Below are 18,627 nucleotides of genomic sequence, written 5' to 3'. Positions count from 1 at the left end.
TCGGGTACCTGTGGGCCTGTGCTTACCAGCCGCGGTTCGCGTAGCGCTCGGTCTCCGGGAGGGTGTCGCAGTTGATGCCGACCATGGCCTCGCCGAGGTTGCGGGACGCGTCCGCGATGATCTTCGGGTCGTCGTAGAAGGTGGTGGCCTTCACGATGGCGGCGGCGCGCTTGGCCGGGTCGCCGGACTTGAAGATGCCGGAGCCGACGAACACGCCCTCGGCGCCGAGCTGGCGCATCAGAGCGGCGTCGGCCGGGGTGGCCACGCCGCCGGCGGAGAACAGCACCACGGGGAGCTTGCCCAGCTCGGCGACCTCCTTGACCAGCTCGTAGGGGGCGCGCAGCTCCTTGGCGGCGGCGTACAGCTCGTTGTTGTCGCAGCCGCGCAGCTTGGCGATCTCGCCCTTGATCTGGCGCAGGTGGCGCACGGCCTCCACGACGTTGCCGGTGCCGGCCTCGCCCTTGGAGCGGATCATCGCGGCGCCCTCGGCGATGCGGCGCAGGGCCTCGCCCAGGTTGGTGGCGCCGCACACGAACGGGGTGGTGAAGGCCCACTTGTCGGAGTGGTTGACCTCGTCGGCCGGGGTGAGGACCTCGGACTCGTCGATGTAGTCGACGCCGAGGGACTGCAGGACCTGGGCCTCGACGAAGTGGCCGATGCGGGACTTGGCCATGACCGGGATCGAGACGGCGTCGATGATGCCCTCGATCATGTCCGGGTCGGACATGCGGGCCACGCCGCCGTCCTTGCGGATGTCGGCGGGGACCCGCTCCAGGGCCATGACGGCGACGGCGCCCGCGTCCTCGGCGATCTTCGCCTGCTCCGGGGTGACGACGTCCATGATGACGCCGCCCTTGAGCTGCTCGGCCATGCCGCGCTTCACGCGGGCGGTACCGGTCTCGGGAGCCTGGTTCTCGGTGGTGGACACGGGCGACCTCACTGAAGTGAAAGAGGGTTCTCTGCTGCACCGAGGAAACGCCAGTGGAGCAGGCCACAGCAAGGGCCAATGGAAAGCCTGTGGCTCGTTTTCACTGGGAATGCCAGGTGAGGGGCGGTCAAGCGGCGCGTTCCACCAGGGCAGCGGGGGGTTCGTCGTCCATCTCGAAGGCCAGCGGGAAGGGAGCGTGGCCGGCCAGCCGGAACCAGCGGACCTTGCGGTGCCCGCGCAGCCGGCGGGCGGCGCCCACGGCGTCGTTGTGGAAGCGGCGGGCCATCGGGACCCGGCGCACGGCCTCGGCCAGCTCGTGGACGGCGTCCTCGCCGCCGGGGGCCTCGCGCAGGGCCTCGACCTGCGCCGGTTCCGCGAACACCGCGCGCAGGGCCTGGCTCAGTTCGCTCTCGGCGACCTCCCGCTGCTCCTCCTCGGCCTGCCGGGCGGCGTGCGCGGCCTCGTACAGCACGATCGAGGCGGCCGGGTCCAGGACGCCGGAGGTGGCGAGTTCCTGGGCCACGGAGGCGCGGCGCAGCAGCTGGGCGTCGAGCGCGGCACGGGCGGCGTCCATCCGTACGTGCAGCCGGTCCAGGCGGCCTGCGGTCCAGCTCAGGTAGACGCCGATCGCGAGGAGGGCGACGAGGATCCAGATGAGGGTTGCGGTCACGCGGGAAGGCTATCGGCACCCCGTCGGCCCGCCGAAGGGGCGGCGAGGGCATCGCGGGGACCGGTCCCGCACCGCCCCGGAGGAACCCGCGCGCCCGCTGCGCGCCCGTCGCCCGGTCCCACCCACGAGTTCCCGTGCCGGCTCGACGCCCGCATCACCCGGGGGTCCACTCCCGGCCGGGGTTTCGGTCCCGCGGCGACGCGAAGCCCGCGGCCCGGGACTGACCCCGTCCGGCCCGGTTCTCACCCCCCATCCCACGCCGCCCGAGGGCCGGCCCCGCCCCGGTGGAGCCCGCGTGCCCGGTTGCCCGGCCCGACGGCCGGCGTCACCCCGAGAGGTCCACTCCCACCCGAGGTCTCCGTCCAACGCCGACCCGAAGCGCCCGTGGAGCCGCGCGCCGGTTCCGCACCGCGCCCGGAGAGACCGTCGGCCGGTTCCGGTCCCGATCGTCGGCCCGAGGCACGCCCGAACCCCGCAGCGGGTCCCGGCCCGCCCCGGGACGAGACCGCCTCCGCTCCCCCGCCCGGCGTCTCAGTCCCGCGCCAGTCCGAACCGGGCCCGCAGCCCTGTCGTCCGTTCGTCGGCCGCGACCGCTGTCGTGCCGTCCGTGACCGTCTCGTAGACAGAGAGGATGTCGGCACCGACCGTGGACCAGTCGAAGCGCCGCACATGGGTGCTGCCGCGGGCGCGGAGCCCGGCGCGGCGTTCCGGGTCGGCCAGGAGGCGTACGGCGGCGTCGGCGAGCGCGTCGGCGTCCTCGTTGGCGAAGATCTCGCCCGCCCTGCCCTCGTCGAGGACCTGCACGAAGGCGTCGAGGTCGGAGGCGAGCACGGGGGCGCCCGCGGACATGGCCTCGACCAGGATGATGCCGAAGCTCTCGCCGCCGGTGTTGGGCGCCACGTACACGTCGACGCTGCGCAGCAGGCGCGCCTTGTCCTCGTCGCTGACCATGCCGAGGAACTCCACCCGGGAGCGCAGCTCGGCCGGCAGGTCCTCGACGGCGGCCTCCTCGTCGCCGCGGCCCGCGACCAGCAGCCGCGCGGTGGGCCGGGAGGCCAGGATCTTCGGCAGGGCCTTCATCAGGACGGGCAGGCCCTTGCGGGGCTCGTCGATGCGGCCGATGAAGCCGATCGTCTCCCCCTGCCACTCGGGCTTGGGCTCGGCCCGCGCGAAGAAGTCGACGTCGACGCCGTTGGGGATGACCACGGCGTCCCCGCCCAGATGCTCGACCAGGGTGCGCCGCGCGTACTCGCTCACCGCGATCCGGGCGCTGATCTTCTCCAGGGCGGCCTGGAGGATCGAGTAGGCCGCGATCATCGCCCGCGAGCGCGGGTTGGAGGTGTGGAACGTGGCCACGATGGGGCCCTGCGCCGCCCAGCAGGTGAGCAGGCCGAGCGAGGGCGAGGTCGGCTCGTGGATGTGCACCACGTCGAAGGCCCCCTCGTGCAGCCAGCGCCGTACCCGCGCGGCCGACAGGAAGCCGAAGTTCAGCCGGGCCACCGAGCCGTTGTACGGCACCGGGACCGCGCGGCCCGCCGAGACGACGTACGGCGGCAGCGGGGTGTCGTCGTCGGCCGGGGCGAGCACGGAGACCTCGTGGCCGAGGCGGATGAAGTACTCGGCGAGGTCGCGGATGTGGAACTGGACGCCACCGGGCACGTCCCAGGAGTACGGGCAGACGATCCCGATTCTCACGCGGGTCCCTTCGCGGGGTCGAGGTCGGCGAGCCACAGCCGCTGGAGCATGTGCCAGTCCTCCGGGTGCTCGGCGATCCCGGTGGCGAAGGCGTCGGCCAGGGCCTGTGTCATGACAGACGCCTTCTCGGCCCTGGTGCCTGACGTGGGGACCTCGATCGGGGGGTGGACACGGCCCCGCATGACGGGCGAGTCGTCGTACCAGAGGGTGACCGGCAGCAGCAGGGCGCCGGTGTGCTGGGCGAGCAGGGCGGGCCCGGCGGGCATCCGGGCCTTCTCGCCGAAGAAGTCGACCTCCACGCCGGAGGCGGACAGGTCGCGGTCGGCGACCAGGCAGACCAGGCCGCCGTCGCGCAGCCGCCGGGCCAGGGTGCCGAAGGCGGAGCCGCCGCTGTGCGGCAGCACCTCCATGCCGAGGCCCTCGCGGTAGGCGACGAAACGGTCGTAGAGCGTCTCGGGCCTGAGGCGTTCGGCGACCGTGGTGAACGGGGTGCGCAGCTCGGTGGTGACCCAGGCGCCGGCCAGGTCCCAGTTGGCCAGGTGCGGCAGGGCGAGGACCACGCCCTTGCCGGCGTCGAGGCCCTCGGTCAGGTGGTGTACGTCCTTGGGGTCGAAGCCCGCCCTGATCCGCTCGGGGCTCCAGGCGGGCAGCCGGAAGGACTCCATCCAGTAGCGCAGGTAGGAGCGCATGCCCTTGCGGGACAGCTCGGCCAGGCGTTCGGGGCTCGCGCCGGGCACCACGCGCGCGTAGTTCGCCTCCAGGCGCCGCACGCCCTTGCCGCGCTTCTTCCAGGCGAGGTCGGCGATGCTCCGCCCGAGGCGGGCCGCGACAGGCTCCGGGAGCCTCTTGACGGTGCTCCAGCCCGCGCCGTACAGCGCGTCGCTGAGCCGGTCGGAGACGCTCACCTCGCCGCCCCGCTCGTGTCCCGCGCGGCCGCCTCGGCCTCGGCGGACTCCCGGCGCACGGTGACGACCCGCTGGATCAGCGTGACCAGGCTGCCCGCGGCCACGATCCACAGGGCGATCGGCAGCAGCCACTGGATGCCCGGCACGCCGAACGTGTGCAGGCCCGCGAAACCGGCCGCGACCAGCGAGATCACCAGCCGCTCGGCACGCTCGACGAGTCCGTTGACGGCGACCGGGAGCCCGATCGACTCGCCGCGCGCCTTGGTGTAGGACACCACCTGGCCGCTGGCCAGACAGAAGATCGAGACCGCGCACAGCACGTTGTCGTTCCCGTTGCCCGCGTACCAGAGGGCGAAGCCGCCGAAGATCGCGCCGTCGGCGACCCGGTCCAGGGTGGAGTCCAGGAAGGCGCCCCAGCGGCTGGAGCGGCCCAGCTGGCGGGCCATGTTGCCGTCGACCAGGTCGGAGAAGACGAACAGGGTGATCACGACCGTGCCCCAGAAGAACTCGCCCCGGGGATAGAAGACCAGCGCGCCCGCCACCACGCCCGCCGTGCCGATCAGCGTGACCGTGTCGGGGCTCACCCCCCGCCGGATGAGAAACGCGGCGAACGGTGTGAGGACACGCGTGAAGAATGCACGCGCGTACTTGTTCAGCATGGCCTTCCCGACGGTCGGTGTCGCCGCGGCCCTGATGGCCGCCGGCTGGCCCATCGTAGCCACGCGCGCGTACCCGTGGCGGGCGGGCACCCGCGGCCCGTGCGCTGAGGTGGTGCGCCGGGCTCGCACGGACCGGACCGGGACCCGGTCCGTACGCCCCCGCGCGGGTGCAGGCGGCGGGATCGGGTCCTCCGTATGGACGCGACGTGACGGGAGTGGAAAGCTCGAATAACCGCGGGCGTCGCCGAAGCCGCCACAGCACGCGGTTCGCGTGTCCGCGCCCCGATGACCTCACCGTGCACGGGAGGCAGGATCATGGGCGACAAGACTCAGACACACCCCGGGGCCGCCGGCAGGGCTCTGACGGCCGACCAACCCGCGTCCATACGGAACGTGGTGCTGGTCGGCCCCTCCGGATCGGGCAAGACGACCCTGGTGGAGGCCCTGGCGCTGACCGCCGGGGCGGTGAACCGGGCGGGCCGCGTGGAGGACGGCGGCTCCGTCTCGGACTACGACGAGATCGAGCACCGGCAGCAGCGCTCCGTACAGCTGTCCCTGGTGCCGGTCGCCTGGGACGGCATCAAGATCAACATCCTCGACACCCCCGGCTACGCGGACTTCGTCGGGGAGCTGCGGGCCGGTCTGCGCGCCGCGGACGCGGCCCTCTTCGTCGTCTCGGCCTCGGACGGGGTGGACGGCTCGACCCGCATGGTCTGGGAGGAGTGCGCGGCCGTCGGGATGCCCCGCGCGATCGTGGTCACGCACCTGGAGGCGGCCCGCGCGGACTTCGAGGAGATGACCCGGATCTGCGCCGAGGCCTTCGGCGGCGACGACCCGGACGCCGTCCTGCCCCTGTACCTGCCGCTGCGCGGCCCCGAGGGCCCGGACGGGCACGCACCCGTGACCGGCCTGGTGGGGCTGCTCACCCGCAAGCTGTTCGACTACTCGTCCGGCGGGCGCAAGGAGTCCGAACCCGGCCCGGACCAGCTGCCGGACCTGGACGAGGCCCGCAACCGGCTCATCGAGGGGATCATCGCCGAGAGCGAGGACGAGACCCTGATGGACCGCTACCTCGGCGGCGAGCAGGTCGAGGTCAAGACGCTGGTCCAGGACCTGGAGCGGGCCGTCGCGCGCGGCCGCTTCTTCCCGGTGCTGGCCGCCGCCCCCGCCGCCGAGGGCGCCCGGCAGGGACTCGGCACCGTGGAGCTGCTCGACCTGATCACGGGCGGCTTCCCGACGCCGTTCGAGCATCCGGTGCCTGGTGTGACCAGCCTCGACGGCGAGCCGCGCGAGCTGAGGCCGTGCGACACCGCCGGACCGCTGGCCGCCGAGGTCGTCAAGACCGCGTCCGACCCCTACGTCGGCCGCATCTCCCTGGTCCGCGTCTTCTCCGGCACGGTGCGCCCCGACCAGACGGTGCACGTCTCCGGGCACGGACTGAGCGACCGGGGCCACGAGGACCACGACGTGGACGAGAAGATCGGCGCCCTGTCCATGCCGTTCGGCAAACAGCAGCGGCCGGTCACCCAGGCCGTCGCCGGCGATCTGGTGTGCGTGGCCAAGCTGTCCCGCGCCGAGACCGGGGACACGCTCTCCGCCAAGGACGACCCGCTGCTGATGGAGCCCTGGCAGATGCCGGACCCGCTGCTCCCGGTCGCCATCCAGGCACACAGCAAGGCGGACGAGGACAAACTCTCGCAAGGTCTGTCCCGGCTGGTCGCCGAGGACCCGACGATGCGCCTGGAGCAGAACCAGGACACCCACCAGGTGGTGCTGTGGTGCCTGGGCGAGGCGCACGCGGACGTCGCGCTGGAACGGCTGCGCAGCCGCTACGGCGTGCAGGTGGACGTCGTACCGCACAAGGTCTCCCTGCGGGAGACGTTCGCGAACAAGGCCACCGGGCGCGGCCGGCACGTCAAGCAGTCCGGCGGGCACGGGCAGTACGCGATCTGCGAGATCGAGGTGGAGCCGCTGCCCGGGGGCTCGGGCATCGAGTTCGTGGACAAGGTGGTCGGCGGGGCGGTGCCGCGCCAGTTCATCCCGTCCGTGGAGAAGGGCGTGCGCGCGCAGGCCGCGCGGGGCGTCGCCGCCGGACATCCGCTCGTGGACGTGCGGGTCACGCTGCTCGACGGCAAGGCGCACTCGGTGGACTCCTCCGACGCCGCCTTCCAGACCGCGGGCGCGCTGGCCCTGCGCGAGGCCGCAGCGGACGCGAGGATCCACCTGCTGGAGCCGGTGGCCGAGGTGAGCGTCCTGGTCAACGACGACTACGTGGGCGCCGTGATGAGCGATCTGTCGGGCCGCCGCGGCCGGGTGCTCGGCACCGAGCAGGTGGGCTCCGGCCGCACGTTGATCCGGGCCGAGGTCCCCGAGTTCGAGATCGGCCGCTACGCCGTCGACCTGCGCTCGCTGTCCCACGGCACCGCGCGCTTCGACCGGGCGTACGCACGCCACGAGCCGATGCCCCCGCAGATCGCGGAACGCATTCGCGAACAGGCCGGGGACGAAGGCTGATCGGCCGGATTCCGGGCGGACGGCTTCGGCCGTCCGCCCTCCGGTCGTCGGTGGTGACGGATACGCTGATCACCTGGGCACCTCGTGTGCCGGCCGTCCGGTTCCGGTAGGCCGAGGGGCCCAACAGGTGTGCGGAGCAGGGAAGTCGGGAAGGCCGCAGGAGCGACACCGGCGGCGATGGGGGCGGGAATGTCGTTTGGAACGGAGTGGGACGGGCCCCAGGTGCCCGTCTCCGGCGACGGTCAGCAGGCGGCGACGGCCGCGCTGGCCTCCGCGGCCTACCGGGACGGCCCGGTCGACAAGATCAAGGAAGCCGACAACGAGTGGCACCAGTCCACCGTCAAGGCCGGCCGGATCGGGCTGTTCAAGCCCAACCTCGGCGAGGCGTTCTCGCGCGCCGTGGTGGACCGCATGCTCGGCGCCGGCCGCAAGCCGCTCATCCAGTCGTTCGGCTCCGAGCCGCAGTTCGTGGTCGAGCACTGTCTGGCGGCCAACAACATCCGCCGCGAACGGGACAACCGGCTGACGCTGGTGACGGTCCTGTGCGGGGTGCTCTTCCTGCCGGGGCTGATCGCCTGGCTGCTCGTCTTCCAGCTGCGCTCCTTCGTCGCCAAGCGCGACGACAAGCGGGCCGGCACCCTGGCCACCACGCTGTTCCTCGGCGTGGGCCTGCTGGCCGTGCTGTTCCTGGTCAAGATGCCCTTCGGCGGCTTCTGGGGGTGGTACGCGCGGGCGGCCGTGGTGCTGCCGGTCGTCGGCTGGTACCTGGCCAAGCGGATCTGCGAGCGCACCGCCAAGGACCTGCGGGGCCGCTGGGACGGCCTGCTGTCGGGCAGCAGCGTGGGCATCAAGGTGCCCGAGGCGGTGCCGCGCGGCCCGAACCAGACCGCGGCCGACGCGCTGCGCGAGTCCCTGGCCCGGCTCACCGCCGAGCAGCAGTCCAACTCGGTCTTCTACGCGGGCCCCAAGGGCATACTCGGCATGGGCACCCGCTGGGGCGCCTGGCAGCTCGCCGAGGACCTGGTGTCCGCCGAACCGGGCCGCGAGATCCACCCGTTCCGCAGCTGGGACGTCATCCGCGCGATCCACGACCAGCTGGCCCTGCTGGAGCGCGGCCCGCTGAACACCGGGGGCTTCCCCAAGCCGTCGGTCAAGCACTGGATCGTCACCCCGATCGCCGAGAAGGCCGGGGCGGTGTCCCGGCCGGAGGGCACCGACGTGGAGGCCTTCCAGGTCAAGCCGCACGCCATACAGGAGATCTGCAACAAGCAGCAGTTCGGCAAGGGCGACCGGCACTACCTGGGCGTGCAGTGGACGCTGTGGGACGGCCAGCTGGTGATCACCATGATGATCACGGTGACCGTGCTGCACGAGACGCTGCGCATCGAGGTCACCGGGCATGCGCTGGGCCCGGTCAACGGGCTGTTCTGGAGCAAGCCGGAGGCGCCGACCAAGGAGGTCGCCAAGACCTTCAAGCCCTGGGAGACCCGCAAGATCAACCTGCCGCTGATGACCACCGACGAGGTCGTACGGCTCGCCGTGCGCGCCCCGCTGGCCTGGTACCCGCCGCTGCTCAACTGGCTCGGCGGCTCCCTCGGCCTGCCGGAGCCGTTCGGTCTGCGGCACGCGTGGGCCGACCAGCCCTGGCGGCACCGCTTCATGGCCGACGACGCGCTGCGCGCGGCCACCCCGGTGCTGCGGGTCGTGCACTCGGCCGCGATCAAGGTCCTCAAGGAGCACGGCGTCGACACGGAGAAGTTCGGCAACCGGTCGTCGTTCCTCAGCGGCCAGGTCCAGGACCCGTCGCCGCGCAAGGCGGACCTGTACGACGCGTAGCGCGTCCGGGACACGAAGAGGGCGCCTCCCCGGGAAGGGGGGCGCCCTCGGCGTATCCGAGCGGCCTTACGCGGGCCAGGCCTCCGCCAGCATCTTGCGGGTGTCGGCAAGGAGCTGCGGGAGCACCTTGGTGTGGCCGACCACGGGCATGAAGTTGGTGTCGCCGCCCCAGCGGGGCACCACGTGCTGGTGCAGGTGCGCGGCGATGCCCGCGCCCGCCACCGCTCCCTGGTTCATGCCGATGTTGAAGCCGTGCGCCCCGGACGCGGTGCGCAGGGCGGTCATCGCCTGCTTGGTCAGCTCGGCCAGCTCGGCGGTCTCCGGCCCGGTGAGATCCGTGTAGTCGGCCACGTGCCGGTAGGGCACGGTCATCAGATGGCCGCCGTTGTACGGATACAGGTTGAGGACCGCGTAGACATGCTCGCCCCGGCGGATGATCAGCCCGTCCTCGTCGGACTTGGCCGGGATCGAGCAGAAGGGACAGCCGTCGTCGGCCCCCGGGCCGCTCGGCTTGTTCTCGCCCTGGATGTAGGCCATCCGATGAGGCGTCCACAGGCGCTGGAACGCGTCCTGCGTCCCCACGCCGATCTGCTGCTCCGGCTCACTCGTCATGCCATGCAGCATATGGCGTAGGGCCCCCTCACCGGCCAGGGCCCCCGGGGACGGAAGTCCGCCGGGGGCCCATTCTCGGCCAGGGTCAGACCTGGGCCCGCTCCGCCACGACCTTGGCGATCTTGGCGATGGCCTCGTCGACCGGGATGCCGTTCTCCTGGGAGCCGTCGCGGTAGCGGAAGGACACCGAGCCGTTCGACATGTCCTCGTCGCCCGCGATGACCATGAAGGGCACCTTCTGCTTCTGGGCGTTGCGGATCTTCTTCTGCATGCGGTCCGAGGAGGAGTCCACCTCGACGCGCAGGCCCTGCTTGCGGGCCGCCGCCGCGAACTTCTCCAGGTACTCGACGTGGGCGTCGCCGATCGGGATGCCCAGCGCCTGCACCGGGGCCAGCCACGCCGGGAACGCGCCCGCGTAGTGCTCCAGGAGCACCGCGAAGAAGCGCTCGATGGAGCCGAACAGCGCGCGGTGGATCATGACCGGACGCTGCTTGGAGCCGTCGGGGGCGGTGAACTCCAGGTTGAACCGCTCGGGCAGGTTGAAGTCGAGCTGGATGGTCGACATCTGCCAGGTACGGCCGATGGCGTCCTTGGCCTGCACCGAGATCTTCGGGCCGTAGAACGCGGCGCCGCCCGGGTCGGGGACCAGGGGCAGGCCCTGCTTCTCGGCGACCTGGCGCAGGGTCTCGGTCGCCTCCTCCCAGACCTCGTCGGAGCCGACGAACTTCTCCGGGTCCTTGGTGGACAGCTCCAGGTAGAAGTCGGTCAGACCGTAGTCCCGCAGCAGGCCGAGGACGAAGGTGAGCGTCTTGTCCAGCTCCTCGGACATCTGCTCACGGGTGCAGTAGATGTGCGCGTCGTCCTGCGTGAAGCCCCGGGCACGGGTGAGGCCGTGCACGACGCCCGACTTCTCGTACCGGTACACGGTCCCGAACTCGAAGAGACGCAGCGGCAGTTCACGGTACGAGCGGCCGCGCGCGTCGAAGATCAGGTTGTGCATCGGGCAGTTCATGGGCTTGAGGTAGTAGTCCACGCCCTCGTCGAGCTGCATGGGCGGGTACATGCCGTCGGCGTACCAGTCCAGGTGGCCCGAGGTCTCGAAGAGCTTCCCCTTCGTCGCGTGCGGGGTGTAGACGAACTCGTACCCCTCCTCCTCGTGGCGGCGCCGCGAGTAGTCCTCCATGGTCCGGCGGATGATGCCGCCCTTGGGGTGGAAGACGGCGAGGCCGGAGCCGATCTGCTCGGGGATGGAGAAGAGGTCCAGCTCGGCACCGAGCTTGCGGTGGTCGCGCTTCTCGGCCTCGGCGAGGAACTCCAGGTACGCCTTCAGCTCGTCCTTGGAGGGCCAGGCGGTGCCGTAGATGCGCTGGAGCATCGGGTTCTTCTCGCTGCCGCGCCAGTAGGCGGCCGCGTTGCGCATCAGCTTGAAGGCCGGGATGAGGCGGGTGGAGGGCAGGTGCGGACCGCGGCAGAGGTCCTTCCAGCACAGCTCGCCCGTCTTGGCGTCCAGGTTGTCGTAGATCGTCAGCTCGCCGGCGCCGACCTCGACGTCCGCGCCGTCGTCGTGCGACGCGGAGCCCTTGAGGCCGATCAGCTCCAGCTTGTACGGCTCGTCGGCCAGCTCCTCGCGGGCGGCGTCGTCGGTGACGACCCGGCGGGCGAACTTCTGCCCGCGCTTCTGGATCTCCTGCATCTTCTTCTCGATGGCCTTGAGATCCTCGGGCGTGAACGGCTTCTCGACGTCGAAGTCGTAGTAGAAGCCGTCCTTGACCGGCGGGCCGATGCCCAGCTTGGCCTCGGGGAAGATCTCCTGCACGGCCTGCGCCATGACGTGCGCGGTGGAGTGGCGCAGGATGTTGAGGCCGTCCTCGGACGAGATCTCGACACCCTCGACCTCGTCGCCGTCGGACAGCTCGTGGGCGAGGTCCTTCAGCTCGCCGGCCACGCGCGCGGCGATGATCGAGCGCTCGCCCGCGAAGAGGTCGGCGGCCGTAGTGCCCGTCGTCACCACGCGTTCTTCCCGCTCGGAATCGCGTTGGATGATCACACGGACGTCTGACACCGGTCTCTCCTGACTGAAGGTGGGTGCGGCGCCATACCAGGAGCGCGCGCACAGGCGATCGTACCGACCCGAGGGCACCGACCGCGAAACGGTTACGGTCGGTTCCCGTCCCCTCACGCCTCTCCGCATGCCTCCTCGAAGAAGTCCAGGTTCTCCTGGAGGGATTTCATCAGGCGGTCCCGCTCGGCGTCGTCCACCTGCATGGGTACGACCCCGGAGGCGCCGGTGAGTCTGCGGAAGCCGCCGCGCCGCTCCAGCCGGCCGTGCACGCGCACCGGGAGGCCGACGAGGTGGGCGTGGCCCGCGATGCGGTAGTCCTCCTCGCCCAGGGTCGCGCGCACGTGCGGCACCTCGGCGCCCGCGAGGACGCGCAGCCGTACCGTGCCCTCGCCGCCGGGTCCGGAGCGGCGCATGCGGACGACCGCGCCCGTGATCCGCACGGGTACGGAGGGCTCCTCGCGCAGGTAACGCGCGGCGGCGTCGCGGAGCACGGGCAGGTCGCCCGGGGAGAACTCGACGGGTTCGGTGTCGGGGGCGCAGCCCTCGGGGACGCCGGCGGCGGGGGCCCAGGCGACGCAGACCCGGGCCCCCTCGGTGCCGCGCACGAGGGCGCCCAGCGCCTCGGTCAGCTCGCGGCTGACGCCGGCCTCGACGGCGCCGTCGAAGGCGTCCATGCCGCCCGTGGCGCGCCGGTAGTCGATGGCCTCGCGGGCGGCGTACAGGGCCTGCTGGAGGCGGACGGCGAGGGGACGGGCGGCGGGCACGGGCGCGAAGGCGGTCAGCCGGCCGTCCTCGGCGGCGGGGCCGACGAGGACGTCGTCGAGGAGTGCGGTGGCGGCACGGCGGTGGCGGGCGCCGTGGTACCCGGCGCGGGCACGGGTGGCGAGCGCGGCGGCGAGGAGCATCCGCCGGGCGGCACCGCGCAGTTGCTCCTCGCGGCCCCAGGAGGCGGTGCCGGCCGGGCCGCTCGGGGCGTCGCGCCACCAGCGGATCTCGTCGCTGGGTACGGCGAGGCAGACGAGCACCTCGCGGGCGGCGGGGGTGTCGCTGCGGGCGAGGGCGTCCAGGGCCTCGCCGAGCAGGTCGTCGCTGTCGGGGAAGGCCCGGCTTTCGGGCACCAGGAGGCTGGTCGCGCCGCCGCCCGGTCCCGGCGGGGTCCAGCGGCCGTAGCGTCCGGCGGACCCGCCGCGCCGCTGCCAGCCGTGCCGGCGCAGCAGGACGCCGAGCACCGCGGGGTCGACGTCGGCGGCGCGGGGTGTGCGGTGCCAGGGGAGGGCGCCGGGGTGCGGCCGCGGCGGCACCGGCTCCTCGTGGGGACGGATCCTCATGGTCTGCCTCCCGTCCCGACGCGGGTCATGATCTCGCACAGCGCCCGGTCGTCGAAGATGCGTGTGGTCGGTATCCGCACGGTGGTCCGGTGCCGCCCGGTGACGGGATGGCCGGCCAGGTTGACCCAGTAGCAGCAGTGCCTGAGGTCGAGCCGGTCGTGGCCGGCGCGCAGCCAGTCGTCCTGGGCGCGCGGGACCAGCATCACGACGAGGATCTTGTGCACCGTGACGGGGCTACGGGCGAGCTTGCGCAGGTGGTCGTTGTCGAGCGTGAAGGAGAAGGCGCGGCCCGGGGGGTGGGGCGGGATCTGGTACGTGGCCTTCAGCTGGACCTTGATGGTGACCTCGTCGTCGACCGTGTGGCCCGGCGCGCTGTGGCTGACGTGCCAGTCGATGCCGTTGTCCGGGAAGGGCTGGGACAGCGAGCAGCCGGCCGCGGCGGCGACCGCGTGCAGGTAGCCGACCTGGAGTGTCTCCATGCAGGCGGTGGTGGCGAGCGAGCCGCGGACGGTGCCCGTGCTTTCGGGCAGCAGCCCGCCCCGCTCGGGCTGCACAGTGGCCATGACCAACAGCCTTCCGAACCAAGGGTTTCCCCGCTACGGGCTGCTGAACTGCAAAGACCCGTACTCCTGTTGTCTCCTTCCGGCGTACGGCGCAAACGGCCCGGGTATCACCAAACAGGCAGAAGACGGATCGTCAGCCGCCGTGGGCGGACGAGGAGTTGGGTTGGGATGACGTACTGGTACGAAGGGCCGCTCGCCGCCTTCGACACGGAGACCACGGGCGTGGACGTCGAGACCGACCGGATCGTGTCGGCCGCCGTGGTCGTCCAGGACGCGCCGCAGACCCTGCCCCGGGTCTCGCGCTGGCTGGTGAACCCGGGGGTGCCGGTGCCGGCGGAGGCGACGGCGGTGCACGGGCTGACGGAGGAGCACCTGCAGCGCAACGGACGCTGGCCGGCGCCGGTGGTGTTCGAGATAGCCGAGCAGCTGGCGGAGCACGCGGCGCGGGGGCGTCCGCTGGTGGTGATGAACGCGCCGTTCGATCTGACGCTGCTGGACCGGGAGTTGCGCAGGCACCGGGCGTCCTCCCTGGATCGGTGGTTCCCCTCGGTGCCGCTGCGGGTGCTGGACCCGCGGGTGCTGGACAAGCACCTGGACCGCTACCGCAAGGGGCGGCGCACACTGACCGACCTGTGCGCGCACTACGGCGTGGAACTGGAGGGGGCGCACGACGCGGCGGCGGACGCGCTGGCGGCGCTGGAGGTGGTCCGCGCCCTGGGCCGCCGCTTCGCCACCCGCCTCGAACGCCTCTCCCCCGCCGAGCTCCACACCCTCCAGGCCGGCTGGCACGCCGCCCAGGCCCGCGGCCTCCAGTCCTGGTTCGCCCGCAACGGCTCGGAGGAGACGGTGGACACGGAGTGGCCGCTACGACCGCAGATGCCCGCGGCGGCGTAGGACGCCCCTCTTCCGGACGTGGCGCGATGCCCCGGCGGGCGGACTCACCAGGAGCCGCCTCCGCCGCCGCCCGCTCCGCCGCCGACGCCCGAGGAGGAGCCGCCGCCACCCGGGCTGCCGCCGGAACTCCCACCGGACGACGGGGATCGGGCGGACGCCACCGCGGTCCCGACGAGGGCCCAGGCGAGGGCGGGGCCCAGGCGGACGGTGCGGGAGGAGGGCTGGCGGGTGGGGACGGCGGAGTTCTCCACGGCTTCGCGCCAGTCGGCGGCGAGGTCCAGGGCGACGGCCCAGGCCGTGCAGTGGCGTACCTGGTCCTCGTCGAGGGGTTCCGTCCCGGGGAAGGCCGCGGGGTCGGCGAGATAGCGCCGGAACGATTCGACCCGTAGCCACCGGGCGCTGCCCTCGGGGGTGCGCCGCTGGAGTTCCCAGGCGCGCCGGGCCGACGCGAGGCCGGCGCCGAAGACGACCGCGCCCGCGATGAGCAGCGGGCCGCCCGCCGTATGGCGGCCGCCGCCGAGCGCCGCGCCCACGGCGGCGACGACGAAGCCGAGCACACTCGCGGCGACACCGGCGTACCGTCCGGTCCGCGCCCGGCGCAGGGAGGCGGCTTCCCACAGGCCGGACTCCTCCCGCCACCGGGTCAGGTGACCGGCCAGCGCCTCCCAGCCCTCCTGGAACCACGGGTCGTACGCCCCGAGGACGACCTCGCGGCGCCCGGCGAAGACGCGCTGGAGGACGTCCTCGGTGACCGGGTCGTGGGCCCCGGCGCTCGTGGCACGGCGCCGCAGCGTCGGCGCGTGTGTCTCGCCGCCGAGGACGAGGTGGCCCTCGGCGACGGCGCCGAGCAGCCAGGCGGTCTGGTGCCGGGCCTCGACCCGCTCGCTGACGAGCAGCCCGCCCTGGGCGGCGTTCAGGCCCGGCGGTGGTGTGGGGCCGGGCGTGCCCGGGTCGGTGTCCCCGGGCGCGGGCCGGTCGCGCCCGGCGAGGCGCAGCAACGGGATCGTGACCAGCGCGGCGGCGAGGGCGAGGCCGAGGGCGAGGAGGGCGTTCAGCAGCGGGTGGGTCACGGTGGTGCCCACGGCCTTCCCGGCGGGCGGCGCGGGCGCTTCGGCCGCGACCCCCGAGGCGCCGTGTCCGCGTCCGGCGAAGAGGGTGGCCCCTTCCCTGCCCTTGAGTCGGTCCAGCCGGACGGTCAGCTCACCGGGTCCGGGCCGGGACAGCGCGCAGGCGTGCTCGGAGCCGTCGGTGCCGTGGACGCAGCGCGGGGCGGCGAGCGGGTACGGGGTGAGGACGTGGATCTCGACGCGGGACCGGTCGACGCGCCAGCCGGTGCCGACCGCGTCCCAGGCCAGTCCGCCGTTCTTCACGACGCCCTGGAGGGTGTACTGGACGCGGTAGCGGTGCACCCCGGTCACGGCCCGGTCCGGGTCTCCGACCTGGATGCGGGTGGCGGTCTCCCGCTCGCCGTCCGGCTCGGTGTAGTCGTCGCCGGCCGTCAGTTCCCAGGGGACGCGGTGGCCGTCCATGGTGGCGGTGACGTGCGCCTCGTCCTCGTCGTAGGGCAGGTCCGGCAGGTCGCGGTAGATGCCGTGCCGTTCGCTGTCCGGGTAGCCGAAGTCGTAGTCGACGACCTCGGTGATCCGCGCGCTGCCGTCGGCGGCGATCCGGGCCCCGACCCACATCGTGGTGACGCGTTCGGTGTTGAAGGTGTTCCTGGCCACCGCCACGACGACGCCCAGCACCAGGGACAGGAGGAAGATCCTGATCAGGCTCCGGACCCGCGCCCCGCGCACATGCGCGCCGGGTCTCGGGCCGTCCCCGTCCCGCTCCGTGCCCAAGACGCCCCCCTGGCATCAGAAGAGCCGGTCCGCTGTGCGGACCGGCTCTCTCCCGGTGGGCGATACTGGGTTCGAACCAGTGACCTCTTCGGTGTGAACGAAGCGCTCTCCCACTGAGCTAATCGCCCGGGAACGCACTGAACAATACAGGTCCCGACGCCGATCCTTCAAACCGCTCGCAGCCGGCGCAGCAGTCCGCGCCGTCCGGACCGCATCATGAGGCGGTGGTTGACGCGGAAGACCGGACGGCCGGGCACCGCGAGGCGCCGGAGCAGGGGCTTGCGGACATCGACCTCCTGCTCGTAGAGGGCGAGCGTCCCCGGGGCCGCGGCGGTGACCGTCCAGCGCGCCCAGCCCTCGATGTCGCCGCTGATGGCGATCTCCAGGACCCCGGCGACCGGGTCGCGGCGCCTCTCGCGGGCGGTGAAGGTCATGGCGTAGGGCAGTGCCGAGCGGATGGTGAGGATGCCGGTGGAGCGGTCGAGCCGGGTCACCGCACGCACCTGGGGCCACCAGCGGGGGTAGTCCTCGGGCCGTTCCAGCACGGCGTAGACGGCGGCCGGCGGGGCGGGCAGGGGCCACAGGCTGCGGAAGCGGTAGTGGTTCCAGTCCATGCGCCGAGTGTGCCGCGCTCCGCGCGCCGGCCGCTGATTCCGGCTCACGTCGCGCGGACGCCACGGGTGTTGGGGCCGCACGGAATTCCACGCTCCTGGGCAGCGGCCGGGAAACTCGGCGGCTTTCCCTAATGCCCGGACACTTTCGGCCAGTTGTGCGCGAGTGGAACTTCTCCCACCGGATGACGGGCCGTCACGGCATACGAATACGACGACGGCCCATCCGCTCTTTCGCGGATGGGCCGTCGGTCCGGGGTGGGCGATACTGGGTTCGAACCAGTGACCTCTTCGGTGTGAACGAAGCGCTCTCCCACTGAGCTAATCGCCCCGGTGCAGGAAGAACATTACCCCATGTCAGGGAGTGCCTTCGACCAGCGGCCGCGGCGACGGCCGGGCGGGGCGGAGCAGACGGCTCACCGGCTGCCGGTCCGCCAGGGCGGCACGGGACCGAACCGCACCAGGTAGATGGTGCCCAGCACCACCACGACCACCGCTCCGGTCGTGGTCAGCGCGATGTTGCGGCGGCGCACCTCGGGCTCCAGGGCACGCTGCGCCGCCGCGGTGACCTTGCGTTTGGTCCAGCGGAGCACGAGCTGCGCCCACACGAACTCGGTCGCCCAGATCGCCATGCCCGCGAAGATCACCACCCAGCCGGGGCCGGGCAGCGGGAGCAGGGCGACGCCGGCGATCACGACCGCGAGGCCGATCACGAAGACGCCGGCCTGCCAGCCGCGGTGCAGCAGTCTGCGCGCTCTGACGAATTCCGGCGCGCGGGACCCGAGCCCAGGATCGTCACTCTCCGTATTCATACCGACAACGCTACCCGAGTGATTCACATCACCGGAATGGTCGTAGATCCGGTACGAGTTCTCGGCCGGAAGAGTGTCGTAAACACACGCAAAACCCTCAGAGGGGTTTACAACGGCACCGTAGGTGGCATGTCGATTTCGCCGACGTGCGAATCCCCGAGCGCACACTGAGCGAAAGGCCCTGGCGCTTATGAACACCACGGTCAGCTGCGAGCTGCACCTGCGCCTCGTTGTGTCGAGCGAGTCCTCCCTGCCTGTCCCCGCAGGCCTGCGGTACGACACGGCCGACCCCTACGCCGTGCACGCCACCTTCCACACCGGAGCCGAGGAGACCGTCGAGTGGGTGTTCGCCCGCGACCTCCTCGCCGAGGGGCTGCACCGGCCCACCGGAACCGGAGACGTCCGGGTCTGGCCGTCCCGCAGCCATGGTCAGGGCGTTGTCTGCATCGCCCTCAGCTCCCCCGAGGGGGAGGCCCTGCTCGAGGCGCCCGCGCGGGCCCTGGAGTCCTTCCTGAAGCGAACCGACGCCGCCGTGCCGCCCGGCACGGAGCATCGGCACTTCGATCTGGATCAGGAGCTCTCGCACATCCTGGCGGAAAGCTAGCCCGCCGCCCCTGCGAGCAGCCCGGCGCCGTCCACTCGGGGAGACGGCTCGGGCCGGCACAACCGCATACGGCACAGGCCGGCGCCGTCACGT

16 protein-coding genes and 2 tRNA genes are annotated in these 18,627 nt (G+C 72.4%); 4 read left to right on the top strand and 14 right to left on the bottom strand.

The window, feature by feature from the left end:
* Nucleotides 1-22: 22 nt before the first annotated feature.
* The 5 genes from pdxS to pgsA all read right to left on the bottom strand — a co-directional run bounded on the left by pdxS (nt 23) and on the right by pgsA (nt 4,911).
* The gene (pdxS, locus tag QSK45_RS25550; protein ID WP_037651067.1) at nt 23-928 is read right to left on the bottom strand and encodes a pyridoxal 5'-phosphate synthase lyase subunit PdxS; all 906 of its coding nucleotides are present in this window, start codon (nt 926-928) and stop codon (nt 23-25) included.
* Between the two features lie 127 nt (nt 929-1,055).
* Nucleotides 1,056-1,598 carry a LemA family protein gene (locus tag QSK45_RS25545; protein ID WP_285560795.1) on the bottom strand — a complete coding sequence of 181 codons (543 nt, stop codon included), beginning with the start codon at nt 1,596-1,598 and terminating at the stop codon, nt 1,056-1,058.
* Nucleotides 1,599-2,129: 531 nt separating this feature from the next.
* Complete coding sequence (locus QSK45_RS25540; protein ID WP_285560794.1) at nt 2,130-3,293, bottom strand: glycosyltransferase family 4 protein; 1,164 nt, start codon at nt 3,291-3,293, stop codon at nt 2,130-2,132.
* Nucleotides 3,290-4,198 carry a phosphatidylinositol mannoside acyltransferase gene (locus tag QSK45_RS25535; protein WP_285560791.1) on the bottom strand — a complete coding sequence of 303 codons (909 nt, stop codon included), beginning with the start codon at nt 4,196-4,198 and terminating at the stop codon, nt 3,290-3,292. The genes QSK45_RS25540 and QSK45_RS25535 overlap by 4 nt, the downstream gene beginning before the upstream one ends.
* Nucleotides 4,195-4,911 (bottom strand): phosphatidylinositol phosphate synthase, encoded by a 717-nt coding sequence (pgsA, locus tag QSK45_RS25530; RefSeq protein ID WP_285561054.1) that lies wholly within the window; start codon nt 4,909-4,911, stop codon nt 4,195-4,197. The genes QSK45_RS25535 and pgsA overlap by 4 nt, the downstream gene beginning before the upstream one ends.
* A 261-nt stretch (nt 4,912-5,172) precedes the next feature.
* Here pgsA and QSK45_RS25525 point away from each other — a divergent pair, with 261 nt between their 5' ends.
* Both QSK45_RS25525 and QSK45_RS25520 read left to right on the top strand, forming a co-directional pair.
* The gene (locus tag QSK45_RS25525; protein WP_285560789.1) at nt 5,173-7,371 is read left to right on the top strand and encodes an elongation factor G-like protein EF-G2; all 2,199 of its coding nucleotides are present in this window, start codon (nt 5,173-5,175) and stop codon (nt 7,369-7,371) included.
* 189 nt (nt 7,372-7,560) lie between these two features.
* Nucleotides 7,561-9,207, top strand: a complete 1,647-nt coding sequence (locus QSK45_RS25520) for an AbeC-like domain-containing protein (RefSeq protein WP_285560787.1) — start codon at nt 7,561-7,563, stop codon at nt 9,205-9,207.
* A 66-nt stretch (nt 9,208-9,273) separates the two neighbouring features.
* Here the strand turns inward: QSK45_RS25520 and QSK45_RS25515 are convergent, their stop codons facing one another.
* The 4 genes from QSK45_RS25515 to QSK45_RS25500 all read right to left on the bottom strand — a co-directional run bounded on the left by QSK45_RS25515 (nt 9,274) and on the right by QSK45_RS25500 (nt 13,772).
* Nucleotides 9,274-9,831: an HIT family protein gene (locus QSK45_RS25515; RefSeq protein WP_285560785.1), complete on the bottom strand. Its 558-nt coding sequence runs from the start codon at nt 9,829-9,831 to the stop codon at nt 9,274-9,276.
* 73 nt (nt 9,832-9,904) lie between these two features.
* Nucleotides 9,905-11,881 (bottom strand): threonine--tRNA ligase, encoded by a 1,977-nt coding sequence (thrS, locus tag QSK45_RS25510; RefSeq protein WP_285560784.1) that lies wholly within the window; start codon nt 11,879-11,881, stop codon nt 9,905-9,907.
* Nucleotides 11,882-11,994: 113 nt separating this feature from the next.
* A complete protein-coding gene (locus QSK45_RS25505; RefSeq protein ID WP_285560782.1) occupies nt 11,995-13,209 on the bottom strand; it encodes a hypothetical protein in 1,215 nt (404 codons plus the stop codon).
* Entirely contained in the window at nt 13,206-13,772 is a 567-nt protein-coding gene (locus QSK45_RS25500; protein ID WP_285560781.1) for a DUF4365 domain-containing protein, read from the bottom strand. The genes QSK45_RS25505 and QSK45_RS25500 overlap by 4 nt, the downstream gene beginning before the upstream one ends.
* A gap of 168 nt (nt 13,773-13,940) precedes the next feature.
* Here QSK45_RS25500 and QSK45_RS25495 point away from each other — a divergent pair, with 168 nt between their 5' ends.
* Nucleotides 13,941-14,666, top strand: a complete 726-nt coding sequence (locus tag QSK45_RS25495; RefSeq protein ID WP_285560779.1) for a 3'-5' exonuclease — start codon at nt 13,941-13,943, stop codon at nt 14,664-14,666.
* A gap of 44 nt (nt 14,667-14,710) precedes the next feature.
* Here the strand turns inward: QSK45_RS25495 and QSK45_RS25490 are convergent, their stop codons facing one another.
* From QSK45_RS25490 to QSK45_RS25470, 5 genes are all read right to left on the bottom strand, one after another.
* Nucleotides 14,711-16,507, bottom strand: coding sequence for a DUF2207 domain-containing protein (locus QSK45_RS25490; protein WP_285560777.1), 1,797 nt, complete (start codon nt 16,505-16,507; stop codon nt 14,711-14,713).
* Nucleotides 16,508-16,563: 56 nt separating this feature from the next.
* Nucleotides 16,564-16,635: transfer RNA gene (locus tag QSK45_RS25485), tRNA-Val, on the bottom strand.
* Between the two features lie 39 nt (nt 16,636-16,674).
* Nucleotides 16,675-17,121 carry an SRPBCC family protein gene (locus QSK45_RS25480; RefSeq protein ID WP_285560775.1) on the bottom strand — a complete coding sequence of 149 codons (447 nt, stop codon included), beginning with the start codon at nt 17,119-17,121 and terminating at the stop codon, nt 16,675-16,677.
* Nucleotides 17,122-17,377: 256 nt separating this feature from the next.
* Nucleotides 17,378-17,449 (bottom strand) — tRNA-Val (locus QSK45_RS25475).
* 85 nt (nt 17,450-17,534) lie between these two features.
* Nucleotides 17,535-17,930: a TIGR02611 family protein gene (locus QSK45_RS25470; protein ID WP_285560774.1), complete on the bottom strand. Its 396-nt coding sequence runs from the start codon at nt 17,928-17,930 to the stop codon at nt 17,535-17,537.
* Between the two features lie 190 nt (nt 17,931-18,120).
* Between QSK45_RS25470 and QSK45_RS25465 the strand changes: the two genes are divergently transcribed.
* Nucleotides 18,121-18,534 (top strand): SsgA family sporulation/cell division regulator, encoded by a 414-nt coding sequence (locus QSK45_RS25465; protein WP_004002642.1) that lies wholly within the window; start codon nt 18,121-18,123, stop codon nt 18,532-18,534.
* The last annotated feature ends 93 nt before the right edge of the window (nt 18,535-18,627 follow it).

The organism is Streptomyces hygroscopicus subsp. hygroscopicus (assembly GCF_030269125.1).
In the GTDB taxonomy this organism is placed as follows: domain Bacteria; phylum Actinomycetota; class Actinomycetes; order Streptomycetales; family Streptomycetaceae; genus Streptomyces; species Streptomyces hygroscopicus_C.
This window is presented reverse-complemented; position numbering and strand designations above follow the sequence as displayed.